Origin of the sequence: Paraburkholderia sprentiae WSM5005, assembly GCF_001865575.2 — a bacterium.
Lineage (GTDB): Bacteria > Pseudomonadota > Gammaproteobacteria > Burkholderiales > Burkholderiaceae > Paraburkholderia > Paraburkholderia sprentiae.
In genome coordinates this window covers 3205512-3219623 of sequence record NZ_CP017561.2, presented here as the reverse complement: position 1 = coordinate 3219623, position 14112 = coordinate 3205512, and the positions used below count along the sequence as shown (strand labels likewise).

Below are 14112 nucleotides of genomic sequence, written 5' to 3'. Positions count from 1 at the left end.
GCCGGAACCCTGCCAGCAGTCGATGCCTAGTTACTGGCCTTTTCGAAACGGCGCAGCAGGTCGTCGCCGCGCGCGACCGACGAATCGAGCGCTTGCTGCGGCGTCTTCTTGTCCGCCCACACCTGCTCGAGTTCTTCGTCGATCACGGTGCGGATCTGCGGCATGTTGCCCAGACGCAGACCCTTCGTGAACGGCAGCGGCGGCTTGTTCAGCATCTGGCGGATCGCGGTGTCGCTGCCGGGGTTCTTGTCGTAGAAGCCCTGCTGGCGCGTGAGATCGTACGCGGCGGTCGTGATCGGCAGATAGCCCGTGTCCTGATGCCACTTCGCGGCGACCGGTGCCGTGGCCAGATACGCGAGGAACTTCGCGACCCCCTTGTAGACCGCCGGGTCCTTGCCCGACAGCACCCACAAGCTCGCCCCGCCGATGATCGCGTTTTGCGGCGCGCCCTTCACGCTGTCGTCGTACGGCATCATGCCGGTGCCGAAGCTGAACTTCGCGTATTTCTTGATTGTCGCGAGCGAGCCCGACGAGTTCGTGATGATGCCGCAGTCGCCGCTATAGAACTTCGACACCGGTTCGTCCTTGCGGCCGACGTAGGTGAACGTGCCGTCCTTCGCCATGTTCTGCAGGAACTGGATGTGCGCGACCTGCAGCGGCTTGTTGAATTCGAGCTTCGCGTCCATGCCGTCGAAGCCGTTGTTGCGCGACGCAAACGGCGCCGCATGCCACGCGCTGTAGTTCTCGAGCTGAATCCAGCTCTGCCAGCCGGACGAGTAGCCGCACGACATGCCCGACGACTTCAGTTTCTGCGCGTCGGCGTGCAGTTCGGCCCAGGTCTTCGGCGGCTGGTTCGGGTCGAGGCCGGCCTTCTTGAACGCATCCTTGTTGTAGTACAGCACCGGCGTCGAGCTGTTGAACGGCATCGAGATGAGCTCGCCGGTTTTCGAGTCGCTGTAGTAACTCGCGATGGTCGGCACGAAGGCTTTCTGATCGAGCGGCACGCCCGCATCCTTGAATACCTGCGTCACCGGGACGATGGCTTTCTTCGCCTGCATCATCGTCGCGGTGCCGACCTCGTAGACCTGCAGGATGGCCGGCGCGTTGCCGCTGCGATAGGCGGCGATACCGGCGGCGAGGGTCTGGTCGTAGGTGCCCTTGAACACGGGCACGATCTTGTAGTCGCTCTGCGATTTGTTGAAGTCGTTCGCGATGTCGTTCAGACGTTCGCCCAGTGCAGCTTCCATTGCATGCCAGAACTGGATTTCGGTCGCGGCGTGAGCCGCCTGGCTGACGCCGATACTCAATACGGCGGCGACGGAAAGTGAACGGAACAGCGGCTTGTAATTCATCGATTTGTCTCCGGTTCGGAAGGGCGCGGACGCGAAACGCGCGATTCTATTTGTGTTCGATGACATTCCGGCGTCGGTGCGCCGGAAGCCGAAATTTAGCATTGGCTGTCAGGGAAAGGAAATAAAGAGGATTTAGGGTGAGCGCGGAGCGACGCTGGGGGAGGCGGCGAGGAGCCGCATCGGACTGTTGCACGCACCATTACCACTTTTGACATTCGTCCATCGGAGAATCCCGTAAGCTCGATCTCTCGACTTGATATGAAGGTGTCAAAGATGACGTGGACGTACAGCCAGGCTTCGGGAACCCTGTCCCGCAACGGCAACCTTGTCGCTCGCGGATATTCGGGCCACGGCGCGGGCAAAAACAAACACTCCATGCAAACGGTCCGATCCGTCGGACCGATACCGAAAGGTTCCTACACCATTGGGTCGCCAAGACATTCCGCTCGTGTCGGACCTTTCGCCATGCCGTTGACGCCTCATCCGGAAACGCAAACCTTTGGGCGCGACGCCTTCTTCATACATGGCGACAGCAAGAGGCATCCAGGTAGCGCATCGAACGGATGTATCGTCATTTCGGAGCGGGCCGTCCGCGAACGAGTCTGGTCAAGCGGCGACCATCGTCTACTGGTCGAACGATGAAAAAACACCTTGTACTACTGATCTTGGCCTTTGCGTCAGGAGCGGTGTCGGCCGTGCAAAGCGACACACCTGCTGAGGTGTCGGCGGCGATCGGGCGACAAGGGGCAAACGTGTTTTTCAGGTCGTTGGACGAAGCCGCTGTCGACAGGCTTTTCGACCGGATCGGGGCGGGACGCGCGGACTGGGTCGCACTTGCGCCGAAACTGGCCGAAGGGGCGGACGGCGCGAACGCCGAAGGTTTAGGAATCGCTCTTGCGTATGCGTTGCCGCGAAATCCCGCGGCCGTGTTGAAGGTGGTGGACCCCGTCGAAGGCGATAGCCACATTCTGGCGATATCGCGAGTGTGCGGCATTCCGTTTATCGAGGATGCGCCGAAAAACTACAAGACCAAAGCGTTGCGCGCTGTTTCGGCGGTGACGACTGTAAATAGGCAGATCAAGACTCGCTGTCTCGACGCGTTACGTAAGTCGTAGTGAAGGCCAGGGGAGGTCGTCGCATGGCGCTTTGCAGTCGGCTCTCGCAAGTCGTGGCCGGAAACAAAAAAAGCCCGCAACCCCTGAAGGGTTTGCGGGCCTGACTCGCGCAGCAGGTCGCGCTGCTTTGTGCTCACACGTTGAACAGGAAGTTCATCACGTCGCCATCATGCACGACGTACTCCTTGCCTTCCGCGCGCATCTTGCCGGCTTCCTTCGCGCCTTGCTCGCCCTTGTAGGTGATGTAGTCGTCGAAGCTGATCGTCTGCGCGCGAATGAAGCCGCGCTCGAAGTCGGTGTGGATCGCGCCGGCCGCCTTCGGCGCCGTATCGCCGACGTGGATCGTCCATGCGCGCACTTCCTTCACGCCCGCCGTGAAGTAGGTCTGCAGGCCGAGCAGCTTGAAGCCCGCGCGGATCACGCGGTTCAGGCCCGGCTCGTGCATGCCCATATCGGCGAGGAAGACTTCCATGTCGGCTTCGTCGAGGTCGGCGATTTCCGCTTCGACCGCCGCGCACACGGCCACGACCGGCGCGCCTTCAGCCGCCGCGAACTTCGTGATGGCGTCGAGGTGCGGGTTGTTCTCGAAGCCGTTTTCCTTCACGTTGGCGACGTACATCGTTGGCTTGGCGGTGATCAGGCAGAACGGCTTGAGCGTGGCCTGTTCTTCATCGGTCAGATCGAGCGCGCGGACCGGCTTCGCCTGGTCGAGTTGCGCGCGGACCTTCTCCAGCACCGCCGCGTTCTTCGCGGCTTCCTTGTCGTTGCCCGACTTGGCCGCCTTGGAATAGCGCGCGAGCGCCTTCTCGACGGTGGCAAGGTCGGCAAGCGCGAGTTCGGTGTTGATCACCTCGATGTCCGACAGCGGATCGATCTTGTTCGCGACGTGAATTACGTTGTCGTCCTCGAAGCAGCGCACGACGTGCGTGATCGCGTCGGTTTCGCGGATGTTGGCGAGGAACTGGTTGCCGAGGCCTTCGCCCTTGCTCGCGCCGGCCACCAGTCCAGCAATGTCGACGAACTCGACGACGGCCGGCAGGATGCGCTCGGGCTTGACGATTTCGGCAAGCGCCTTCAGACGCGCGTCCGGCACCTCGACGATGCCGACGTTCGGCTCGATCGTGCAGAACGGATAGTTTTCGGCGGCGATGCCCGCCTTGGTCAGCGCATTGAACAGGGTGGACTTGCCGACGTTGGGCAGGCCGACGATGCCGCATTTGAGGCTCATGGAAATCCTTCAGTGAATCAGTAGGTTGCGTGATGCGCTCGACGCTGCGCACGGAGTCGGAAAGCCTTCGCGCAGGGCGGGGCGCGGCAGGCTCAGCGGAGCGGACAAGTCACCGAATCGGGGCGTTGGCTCGACGATCGGTGCGAGTTTTCACGGAAAGCGCAATTGTAACCCGTTCGCCCGCGCGGACCGGCGGGCGCATTCGTGCCGCGCCGCAACGCGCTTCCGGCAACTGCGCGTGACCGCTAAAGCGTGAAGCGCCCCGTTTACAGAGCCCGAAATGCCGCGCCCATCGATCCGTCCCCCGCACCCCCCGCGGCTATAATGCGCGCATGAACGCACACCACCAGACCTTTGATGCCGCCGTGATCGGCGGCGGGCTCGTCGGCAAGACCGCGGCGCTCGCGCTCACGCAAGGCGGGTTGCGCGTCGCACTGCTTGCGCAGCCTTGCGCGGCGCTGCCCGCCGGTGCTGTGTTCGACTCGCGCGTCTATGCGTTGTCGTCGAGTTCGCAGGCCTTGCTCGAACGGCTGCGGGTCTGGCAGGCGCTCGATCACACGCGGCTCGGGCCCGTCTACGACATGCGCGTCTACGGCGATGCGCACGCCGAGCTGCATTTCTCCGCGTTTCAGGCATCGGTGCCGCAACTAGCGTGGATCGTCGAGTCATCGGTGATCGAGCGCGCACTCGATGCAGCGCTGCGCTTCCAGCCGAACCTCACGTGGATCGACACGCGCGCACAGGCGCTCGATTTTTCTGTCGACAGCGCGAGCGTCGGCCTCGCGAACGGCAGCGTCCTCGAAGCCGATCTGGTAGTCGGCGCGGACGGCGCTCACTCGTGGGTGCGCGCGCAGATCGGCTCGAAGATGGTGCGTCGCGACTACAGACAGATCGGCGTGGTCGCCAATTTCAAAGCCGCGAAGCCGCACGGGGAAACCGCGTATCAGTGGTTCCGCGACGGCGAGATCATCGCGTTGCTGCCGATGCCCGACGGGCACGTGTCGCTGGTCTGGTCGGCCCGCACCGAACACGCCGAGCAGTTGCTCGCGCTCGATCCCGAGCGGCTCGCCGCCGAAGTCGAGCACGTGAGCGGTGAGCAATTCGGCGCGCTCGACTGCGTGACACCCGCGCAAGGCTTCCCGCTCGCGTTGCAGACCGTGGACCGGCTGGTCGCGCCGCGCGTCGCGCTGGTCGGCGATGCCGCGCATCTGATCCACCCGCTCGCAGGGCAGGGCATGAACCTGGGCTTGCGCGACGTCGCCGCGCTTGCTAGCACGATCGGCGGCAAGGAGTCATTCCGCGATCTCGGGGACATGGTCCTGCTGCGTCGCTACGAACGCGCGCGCCGCGAAGACATCCGCTCGCTGATGATCGCCACTGACGGGCTGCAGAAACTGTTCTCGGTGCCCGGTCCGCTCGCGCGCGCCGTGCGCAATACCGGGATGGCATTCGTCGGCGCGCAGCCATTCGTCAAGCGCTGGCTCGTGTCGGCCGCGCTCGGCTAAACCGCAACGAGGCGCCGCTTGGATAGCCGATGGCCGCTCGCGGTCGCCCGGGACGGGTATCATGACCGGATCGACGCGCTGCGATCCGGCCTCTATCCAACCCCGATCGAACCTGATTGAGCGTAAGAAACGCGCACGGTGCGCGACTGAACCCAGGACTCCAGCATGAAAAAGACCTTCCGACTCGCCGCCGCCGGGCTCGCGATCGCTGCCGCCACGCTCGGCTGCTCGGCACAGGCCGATCAAGCCACCGACAAGCTCAAAGCTACCCTGCAAACGCGTCTTTCCGACGTGACGATCAAGAGCGTGTCGAAGACGCCGATCGCAGGCCTGTACGAAATCAATCTCGGCACGCAGATCGTCTACAGCGATGCGAGCGGCGACTATCTGATGCTCGGCGACCTGGTGGAATCGAAGACGCGCAAGAATCTGACCGAAGCACGCCTGTCGGAAACCAACCGCATCGACTTCGCGAGCCTGCCGTTCGGCAACGCGGTGAAGGTCGTGCGCGGCAACGGCGCGCGCAAGATCGCGGTGTTCTCCGACCCGAACTGCCCATACTGCAAGCAGCTCGAAAAGACGCTGCTGTCGATCGACAACGTGACGGTCTACACGTTCCTGTACCCGGTGCTATCGCCGGACTCGACGGCCAAGTCGAAGTCGATCTGGTGCTCGGCCGATCGCGCGAAAGCGTGGGAATCGTGGATGCAGGACCGTCAGGCGCCGACCGCCGCCGCCACCTGCGACACCGCTGCGATCGACAAAAACCTCACGCTCGGCCGGTCGATGAACGTCGAGGGCACGCCGACCGTGTTCCTCGCCGACGGCCGACGCCTGCCCGGCGCTGTACCGGCCGACCGGCTCGATAAGGAACTGGCGGCAGTGCGCTGAACCGCGCGCTGCACGCAGCATCACGCACGCCGCGGGCGCGCGACGGATGCAACGTTCGAATGAAAGGAGGCGCACGCAGCGCCTTCTTTCGCATCGAGCCCCGAACTTCCTCGCCTCACTCTCCTGACACTCCCAAGCGCCGCCGATGAAGCCGATCCGCTACACCATCGTTCCCAGTCACCCCGCCGCCCACCTGTTCCAAGTCACTGTGACCGTCGCCGATCCCGATCCGGCCGGTCAGCGTTTCATGCTGCCGGTGTGGATTCCGGGCAGCTACATGGTGCGCGAGTTCGCGCGCAACATCGTCACGCTGCGCGCGGTGAACGACGCGGGCCGCAAGGTGCGCGTCGAGAAGATCGACAAGCACACGTGGCAGGCCGCGCCGGTCAAGGGAGCCTTGACGCTGCACTACGAGGTGTACGCATGGGACATGTCGGTGCGCGCCGCGCATCTGGACGACACGATCGGCTTTTTCAACGGCACGAGCGTGTTTCTGTCGCCGCTCGGCCATGAAGACGCGCAATGCGTAGTCGATATCCAGAAGCCGCAGGGCGCCGCGTATCGCGGCTGGCGCGTCGCGACCGCGCTGCCGGAAGCGCGCGGCACGAAGCGCTACAGTTTCGGCGAGTATCGCGCGCAGAACTACGACGAACTGATCGACCATCCGGTGACGCTCGGCGAATTCGCGCTCGCGACGTTCAACGCGCACGGCGTGCCGCACGACGTCGTGATCGGAGGTCGCGTGATCGGGCTCGACATGGACCGTCTGTGCAAAGACCTGAAGCGCATCTGCGAGGCGCAGATCGCGTTGTTCGAACCGAAGTCGAAAAAGGCACCGGTCGAGCGCTATGTATTCATGACGCAGGCCGTCACCGACGGTTACGGCGGGCTCGAGCATCGCGCGTCGACCGCGCTCATCTGCAATCGCGCCGACCTGCCGGTGCAGGGCCGCGAAGCGATGAGCGAGGGCTACCGGACTTATCTCGGTCTGTGCAGCCACGAGTATTTCCACACGTGGAACGTGAAGCGCATCAAGCCGGCCGTGTTCGCGCCGTATGACCTCGGCGTCGAAAACTACACGTCGATGCTATGGCTGTTCGAGGGTTTCACGTCGTACTACGATGACCTGATGCTCGTCCGCAGCGGCGTGATCTCGCTCGACGACTACTTCGGCCTGCTCGGCAAAGTGATTGGCGGCGTGCAGCGCGGCAGTGGGCGTCTGAAGCAGAGCGTCGCCGAGAGCTCGTTCGATGCGTGGGTCAAATACTATCGGCAAGACGAGAACGCGCCGAACGCGATCGTCAGCTATTACACGAAGGGCTCGCTGATCGCGCTCGCCTTCGATCTGACGATCCGCGCGCAGACCGGCAACCGGAAATCGCTCGACGACGTCATGCGTCTGCTGTGGAAGCGCTTTGGCCGTGACTTTTACCGAGGCCAGCCGGTTGGCGTCGACGAAAGCGAGATCGAGGCGATTTTCGCGGAAGCGAGCGGCGCGCAACTGGACGAATTGTTCGCTGAGGGCGTACGTGGCACGCGCGATCTGCCGCTCGACGCGCTGCTCGCGCCGTTCGGCGTCGCGCTCGCAGCGGACGTCGACAAGAACGGCAAGCCGTCGCTTGGCGTGCGGCTTCGCGGCGGCGCGGATTGCACGCTCGCGACGGTACACGAAGGCAGCGCTGCGCAGAAGGCGGGCCTCTCCGCCGGCGACGTGCTGCTCGCGCTCGATGGCCTGCGCGTGACCGGCGGGAATATCGATGCTCTGCTGTCGCGCTATCAGCCGGGCGCGAAAGTCGAGGTGCATGCGTTCCGCCGCGACGAACTGCGCGTCACGCAGGTCAAGCTCGACGGTCCCGAAGTGGCGCGCTACAAGCTCGCGCTCAGCGATCACCGGCCCGCCGCGCGCAAAGCCCGCAAGCGCTGGCTGGCGCAGTGATCGGCGCGGTGGTGGGCCGCATCGGGCGGCCCACGATCGTCGCCCGTCGCGCCATCAATCGGCGGACGACGGCGGTGGATTGTCCTACCCATGCAACAATCCGTCGCCGCGGCACGGCTTTTTCGCCGGCCGGTAAAAAAACACAATGACTCCACTCGCGCGACACTGCGCGCCCCTACTGGAGTCAACCATGACCACGATCCTGCAAATCAACTCGGCAGCCCGTTCGCAAGGCGCGAACTCGACGCTTCTCGTCAACGAGCTGACCGCGAAGCTGCAACAGTCGAATCCGGGCGCGCAAGTCGTCGTCCGTAATCTGCAAGCGGAGCCGCTGCCGCACCTCGACGACGCCGTGCTCGGCGCGTTCTTCACGCCGGCCGACCAGCGCACGCCGGAACAGGCCGCGATCGCCGCGCGCAGTGACGCGCTGGTCGCCGAACTGCAAGCCGCCGACGTCATCGTGATCGGCGCGCCGATGTACAACTTCGGCATTTCGTCGCAACTGAAGACGTACTTCGACTTCATCGCGCGTGCGGGCATCACGTTCCGTTACACCGCGAACGGTCCGGAAGGCCTCGTGACGGGCAAGAAGGTGTACGTCGTATCGGCGCGCGGCGGCAAGTATCTCGGCACGCCGAACGATAGCCAGACGCCGTATCTGAAGAGCTTCCTCGGCTTCCTCGGCATGACCGACGTGAATTTCATCTACGCCGAAGGGCTGAACATGGGCCCGGACGCCGCCAACGCCGCGCTGAGCTCGGCGCGCGAAGCGATCGCCGCGGTCTGAGCGGGTTCGTTGGACCGCGTTGCGCTGCTTCGATGCGGCGCAAGCGGTGAAAAGAAAAACGCCGCGGATGGCTTCGCCCTCCGTGGCGTTTTTGTTGCATGTCGCAATGTTCCGGCGACGACGCTGTCACGCAAGCATTTGCGCGTCGTCCGGCAGACGCCAGTCGATCGGCTGCCGGCCGTGCTGCAGCAGATATTCGTTTGCCTTCGCGAAATGCCCGCAACCGAGAAAGCCGCGATGTGCGGACAGCGGCGACGGATGCGGCGCCTCCAGCACGCAGTGCGACTTGCCGTCGAGCAGCGCGCGCTTTGCCTGCGCATGCGCGCCCCACAGCATGAACACGAGATGCTGATGCCGCGTCGCGAGTTCGTGGATCAGCGTGTCCGTGCATTTCTCCCAGCCGCGTTTCGCGTGACTCGCGGCGCTGTCGCGCTCGACGGTCAGCACGGTGTTCAGCAATAGCACGCCCTGTTTGGCCCAGCTGTCGAGACAACCGTGCTGCGGCGTTTCGTGACCGAGACTCGCGGCGATTTCCTTGAAGACGTTGCGCAGCGAAGGCGGCGGCCGCACGTGCGGCGCGACCGAAAACGCGAGACCGTGCGCCTGCGGCGTGCCCCGATCTTCACCGTGGTACGGGTCCTGGCCGAGGATCACGACTTTCACGTCGTCGGGGCTCGTCAGGCGCAATGCGCGGAACACGTCGGCCGGGTAGATGGTTTTGCCGGCCGCACGCTCTCCGTCGACGAAGCGGCACAGCGGCGCGTAGGTATCGCTGTCGATGAAGGGTTTCAGGTGCGCGCGCCACGCCGCCGGCAGCGCGGCGAATTGCGCTTCGAGCGTGGGCGGGGCGGCGGCCGTGTCGGCCGAGGCTTCGGCGTCGACCGGCGCGGCATCGCCGAACAACGATGCCTGCGGCGAACTGGAGCGGGTACGGGAAGCGGTGGTCATGGCGGGGAAGTGTCGCAGCAAACGCTGGCTAGCTCAAGTTGCGCAGCGCGAGGGCATCAGGCGCCGCGGTCTCGCGCGGGCACGCCCAACCCGCGCTCAACCCGCGCGCAACCGATACCCGCGCTGCGCTTTGCTGATGTCGTCCGGCGCGAGGCCGGCAATCCGTTTGCCGAGTTCGGCGGCGAACGTGTGAAGCGCCGCTTCGTCGCCCGCCTTCAGCTCGAGCTCGATCTCCGAGATCGGCGCGCGCCGCGCTTCACCGTCGACTTCGGCAAGCACGTCGCCCTGATCGATCGCCGCTTCGATCTGCGCGCCATCGGTGTCGAGTAGCCATAGCGTGCGCGTGAAATTCGTGCGGAACAGCGCGATCAGCGTCGGCGCGGCCTGTTTCAAAGCGTCCGCGGCGGCGGGTTCGTCGCAAGCGCTCAGCAACGCGTCGATATCGAGCTTCGCGTCCGCGACCGGCAATTCCCATTCGTGCCGGCTATGCAAACCGTTCGTCGCGTGACCGAGCGTCTTGAAGGTCTGCAGCCAGCCGTCCGGCGTCTGCCGCAGGCGCAGCGCGCTTTTCGACGACGCCAGCGTCAACTGCGGCGTGTCGAAGTAAATGTTCACGAGCTTGATCGCATGTCCGTCGTGGCCGGCGCGTGCGACGAACCACCGCGTCGCCGCCTGCACCTGCGAAGCCGGCAGCGCGAGCTTGATTTCGCGTTCCATGCCCATGATGTGATTCCTTGTTGCGCGTGGTGATTCGCGCCGATACGTCGATATGGCGCTCAGAAAAACATCCGCGCGAGTTCCACGCCCGGCTCGTTCGCGCGCATGAACGCCTCGCCGACGAGAAACGTATGCACGTTGCGCGCGCGCATGCGCTCGACGGCGTCGCGCGACAGGATGCCCGACTCGGTCACGACGATGCGATCGTCGGGAATCGCGTCGAGCATGCCGAGCGTCGTGTCGAGCGAGGTGTCGAACGTGCGCAGATTGCGGTTGTTGATGCCGATCAGCGGCGTCTTCAGCGTCAGCGCTTCGTTGAGTTCATCGCTGTCATGCACTTCGACGAGCACCGCGAGACCGAGCGAATGCGCGAGTGCCTCGAGGTCCTGCATCTGCGCGGTGTCGAGCGCGGCGGCGATCAGCAGGATCGCGTCGGCGCCCATCGCGCGTGCTTCGACGACTTGATACGGATCGACGATGAAGTCCTTGCGCAGCACCGGCAGCTGGCACGCTTCGCGTGCTTGCTGCAGATAGGCGACACTGCCCTGGAAGAACTGCACGTCGGTCAGCACGGACAGACACGCCGCGCCGTGCTTCTCGTACGAACGCGCGATGTCGGCCGGCGCGAAGTGCTCGCGCAGCACGCCCTTCGATGGGCTCGCCTTCTTCACTTCGGCGATCACCGCGGCGAGACCCGCCGTATGCTTGCCGCGCAACGCGGCGACGAAGTCGCGGATATCACGCGACGACGCTTCGAGCCGCAGTTCTTCGAGCGGCACGCTTTGTTCGGCCGCCCGGACTTCTTCACGTTTGACCGCGATGATGCGGTCGAGGATGTCGCTCATAAATGTCTCGCTACGTGATTACTGCTTGAATTGCTGGGTGAAGCGCACCAGTTCGTCGACCTTCGCGCGCGCCTTGCCGCTCGCGATCGCTTCGCGCGCGAGCTCGATGCCGTCCGCGATCGTGGCCGCGACGTTGGCCGAATAGAGCGCCGTGCCGGCGTTCAGCGTGACGATTTCGCGTGCGACCCCGGGCTTGTTGCTGAGCGCGTCGAGCAGCATGACTTTCGACTCGCCGGCGTCGGCGACTTTGAGCGTGCGGTTCGACACCATCTGCATGCCGAAGTCTTCCGGATGGATTTCGTACTCGCGGATCTCGCCGTCGCGCAACTCGCCGACCAGCGTGGCGCCACCGAGCGACACTTCGTCCATACCGTCCATACCGTACACGACGAGCACATGCTTTGCGCCGAGGCGCTGCATCACGCGTACCTGAATGCCGACCAGGTCGGGGTGGAACACGCCCATCAGCTGATTCGGCGCGCCGGCCGGATTGGTGAGCGGCCCGAGGATGTTGAAGATCGTGCGCACGCCGAGTTCGCGGCGTACCGGCGCAACGTTTTTCATCGCCGGATGATGGTTCGGCGCGAACATGAAGCCCATGCCCGTTTCCGCAATCGATGCCGCGACTTGCTCCGGTTGCAGATCGATGTTGACGCCGAGCGCTTCGAGCACGTCCGCGCTGCCCGACTTGCTCGACACGCCGCGATTGCCGTGCTTCGCGACCTTCGCGCCTGCCGCGGCCGACACGAACATCGTCGCCGTCGAAATGTTGAACGTGTGTGCGCCGTCGCCGCCGGTGCCGACGATATCCACGAAGTTCGAGTTGTCCTGCACCTCGACGTGCCGGGCAAATTCACGCATCACGGTGGCGGCCGCGGTGATTTCGCCGATGGTCTCTTTCTTGACGCGCAAGCCGGTGATGATCGCCGCCGACATCACGGGCGAAAGCTCGCCGCGCATGATGAGGCGCATCAGGTGCAGCATTTCGTCGTGGAAAATCTCGCGGTGCTCGATGGTCCGCTGCAAGGCTTCCTGGGGCGTAATGGACATGATCTCGTCTCTCCTTGTGTCAGGCATTGCGCGGCGCCGCGTGATGCGAGGCCTTGCCGGCGACGGCGAGCTTCGACTGCTTGACGAAGTTTTCGAGCAGCGCGTGGCCGTGTTCGGACAGGATCGATTCCGGATGAAACTGCACGCCTTCCACGGCGAGTTCCTTGTGGCGCACGCCCATGATTTCGCCGTCTTCGGTCCATGCCGATACTTCGAGGCAGTCGGGCAGCGATTCGCGTTCGATCGCGAGCGAGTGGTAGCGCGTTATCGTGAAGTGCTTCGGCAGGTCTTCGAATACGCCCTTGCAGTCGGTTTCGATCGTACTGACCTTGCCGTGCATGATGGTTTGCGCACGCACGACGCGGCCGCCGAACGCCTCGCCGATCGCCTGATGGCCGAGGCACACGCCGAGAATCGGCGTCTTGCCCGCGAATTCGCGCAGCACGTCGAGCGTGATGCCCGCGTGCTGCGGGTTGCTCGGGCCCGGCGACAGGCAGATACGTTCGGGATTCAGCTTCGCGATTTCATCGAGCGTGATTTCGTCGTTGCGGTAGGTGCGCACGTCTTCGCCGAGTTCGCCGAAGTACTGCACCAGGTTGTAGGTGAACGAGTCGTAGTTGTCGATCATGAGCAGCATGATTTCTCCTAACTTCTTGAAGATGGAGAGACTTTCCTGTCGGGTGCGTAAGGGAGCCCCAAGCGAAATGTCTAAACGGGTTGTGCAGGAGTGTTGCCCGCAGCGGGGCGTGCAAAAAGAACTGGATGGCTTAACGCCAACCAAAAAGCAGAAGGGAGGGAAATCGGGTGCCGTGTCTCATGACTTGCATTCTAGCAGCGAGAACGAATTTCCGGCTGCATAGACCAGCTACCAACTTTGCCGAAAACCTACGACGATTGCATCCCCGCGGGGCGACGTGCTGGGCGAATTCAGCAGCAGCGCAACGGATCGATGTGGCTTCGCTTGTGATGGACCGCTAAAACCGCGCAGGCTGAATGTTGAGCCTGAGCCTGACGTGCATCGCCCTCTTAGGATTCATGCAATCCGAACGGGTGCGTCATTGGCTGCGGAAGTTATTCGCCGCCTGATAATGCGTGACGGGCTGAATATGTGCCGCAGCGGTGCGCTAATGGGCACCGCTACGACTGGCTAGTTGCTTCTCAGTGAATATCTTTTTTGTAAATGCCGACACGCGTATGTGTTCAGCGAATCGATGTAAATCCCGCTTAGGCTCCCTCCAAGCCCTCAGAGCGAGCTAAGTTTTCTTCTTTTTCTCCTGCGGTGCCTCCACTAGCGTAAAAGCGTTGTCCATCATCTTTTCAAACGCTTCCTGCTGATCGGGCGAAAGTTTCGCCAATCGATCGTGAATGCGCATCGCACGGTCAATCGATCCTGTAGCGCTGACGCCAAGCAAATCAACGACCCGACATTCCAGCACTTCTGCTATCGCGGCAAGACGTTCAAGACTTGGCATGCTACCTCGCTCGATGCGTGACAGAACGGGCTGCTCGATCTGGAGCAGATCGGCAAGTTGGACCTGGGTCATGCCAAGCGCCTTCCGGCGGGCAGCAATGATTTCGCCGATGGTCTTCGCGAGTTGCGCAGTGCTGCTCAAAACGTCTCCTCCCTTCAATGGAAGAGGGAGTGTCTATTTTTACCAACGTACCGGGAAGGTCATCTATTTGCATAATATGATTTCTACGTTATATTGCGAGCGTGTACAAGGGGTCAACAGCGTTG

General features: G+C 63.4%; 14 protein-coding genes. 6 read left to right on the top strand and 8 right to left on the bottom strand.

Annotated features, from left to right (window positions below; translation table 11 throughout):
• Nucleotides 1–26 precede the first annotated feature (26 nt).
• Nucleotides 27–1352 carry a sn-glycerol-3-phosphate ABC transporter substrate-binding protein UgpB gene (gene ugpB, locus BJG93_RS14645; RefSeq protein ID WP_027198977.1) on the bottom strand — a complete coding sequence of 442 codons (1326 nt, stop codon included), beginning with the start codon at nucleotides 1350–1352 and terminating at the stop codon, nucleotides 27–29.
• A gap of 258 nt (nucleotides 1353–1610) precedes the next feature.
• On the opposite strand from ugpB, the gene BJG93_RS14640 reads away from it, so the two are divergent.
• Both BJG93_RS14640 and BJG93_RS14635 read left to right on the top strand, forming a co-directional pair.
• Nucleotides 1611–1994, top strand: a complete 384-nt coding sequence (locus BJG93_RS14640; RefSeq protein WP_322786953.1) for a tlde1 domain-containing protein — start codon at nucleotides 1611–1613, stop codon at nucleotides 1992–1994.
• Entirely contained in the window at nucleotides 1991–2467 is a 477-nt protein-coding gene (locus tag BJG93_RS14635) for a hypothetical protein (RefSeq protein WP_027198976.1), read from the top strand. The genes BJG93_RS14640 and BJG93_RS14635 overlap by 4 nt, the downstream gene beginning before the upstream one ends.
• A gap of 133 nt (nucleotides 2468–2600) precedes the next feature.
• Here BJG93_RS14635 and ychF read toward each other — a convergent pair whose 3' ends face one another.
• A complete protein-coding gene (gene ychF, locus BJG93_RS14630) occupies nucleotides 2601–3695 on the bottom strand; it encodes a redox-regulated ATPase YchF (RefSeq protein ID WP_027198975.1) in 1095 nt (364 codons plus the stop codon).
• A gap of 332 nt (nucleotides 3696–4027) precedes the next feature.
• On the opposite strand from ychF, the gene BJG93_RS14625 reads away from it, so the two are divergent.
• From BJG93_RS14625 to BJG93_RS14610, 4 genes are all read left to right on the top strand, one after another.
• Entirely contained in the window at nucleotides 4028–5200 is a 1173-nt protein-coding gene (locus tag BJG93_RS14625) for a UbiH/UbiF family hydroxylase (RefSeq protein ID WP_027198974.1), read from the top strand.
• 165 nt (nucleotides 5201–5365) lie between these two features.
• The gene (locus BJG93_RS14620) at nucleotides 5366–6091 is read left to right on the top strand and encodes a DsbC family protein (protein ID WP_027198973.1); all 726 of its coding nucleotides are present in this window, start codon (nucleotides 5366–5368) and stop codon (nucleotides 6089–6091) included.
• Nucleotides 6092–6236: 145 nt separating this feature from the next.
• Complete coding sequence (locus BJG93_RS14615; RefSeq protein WP_027198972.1) at nucleotides 6237–8027, top strand: M61 family metallopeptidase; 1791 nt, start codon at nucleotides 6237–6239, stop codon at nucleotides 8025–8027.
• Nucleotides 8028–8217: 190 nt separating this feature from the next.
• Entirely contained in the window at nucleotides 8218–8814 is a 597-nt protein-coding gene (locus tag BJG93_RS14610; RefSeq protein ID WP_027198971.1) for an FMN-dependent NADH-azoreductase, read from the top strand.
• A 126-nt stretch (nucleotides 8815–8940) separates the two neighbouring features.
• Here the strand turns inward: BJG93_RS14610 and BJG93_RS14605 are convergent, their stop codons facing one another.
• The 6 genes from BJG93_RS14605 to BJG93_RS14580 form a co-directional block, all read right to left on the bottom strand.
• Nucleotides 8941–9762: a uracil-DNA glycosylase gene (locus BJG93_RS14605; RefSeq protein WP_027198970.1), complete on the bottom strand. Its 822-nt coding sequence runs from the start codon at nucleotides 9760–9762 to the stop codon at nucleotides 8941–8943.
• A 96-nt stretch (nucleotides 9763–9858) separates the two neighbouring features.
• Nucleotides 9859–10485, bottom strand: a complete 627-nt coding sequence (locus tag BJG93_RS14600) for a CYTH domain-containing protein (RefSeq protein WP_027198969.1) — start codon at nucleotides 10483–10485, stop codon at nucleotides 9859–9861.
• 53 nt (nucleotides 10486–10538) lie between these two features.
• Nucleotides 10539–11324: an indole-3-glycerol phosphate synthase TrpC gene (trpC, locus tag BJG93_RS14595; RefSeq protein WP_027198968.1), complete on the bottom strand. Its 786-nt coding sequence runs from the start codon at nucleotides 11322–11324 to the stop codon at nucleotides 10539–10541.
• A gap of 18 nt (nucleotides 11325–11342) precedes the next feature.
• Nucleotides 11343–12374 carry an anthranilate phosphoribosyltransferase gene (gene trpD / locus BJG93_RS14590; RefSeq protein ID WP_027198967.1) on the bottom strand — a complete coding sequence of 344 codons (1032 nt, stop codon included), beginning with the start codon at nucleotides 12372–12374 and terminating at the stop codon, nucleotides 11343–11345.
• A 19-nt stretch (nucleotides 12375–12393) separates the two neighbouring features.
• Nucleotides 12394–13011 (bottom strand): aminodeoxychorismate/anthranilate synthase component II, encoded by a 618-nt coding sequence (locus BJG93_RS14585; RefSeq protein ID WP_027198966.1) that lies wholly within the window; start codon nucleotides 13009–13011, stop codon nucleotides 12394–12396.
• Between the two features lie 616 nt (nucleotides 13012–13627).
• The gene (locus BJG93_RS14580) at nucleotides 13628–13987 is read right to left on the bottom strand and encodes a helix-turn-helix domain-containing protein (RefSeq protein ID WP_034479721.1); all 360 of its coding nucleotides are present in this window, start codon (nucleotides 13985–13987) and stop codon (nucleotides 13628–13630) included.
• Nucleotides 13988–14112 lie beyond the last annotated feature (125 nt).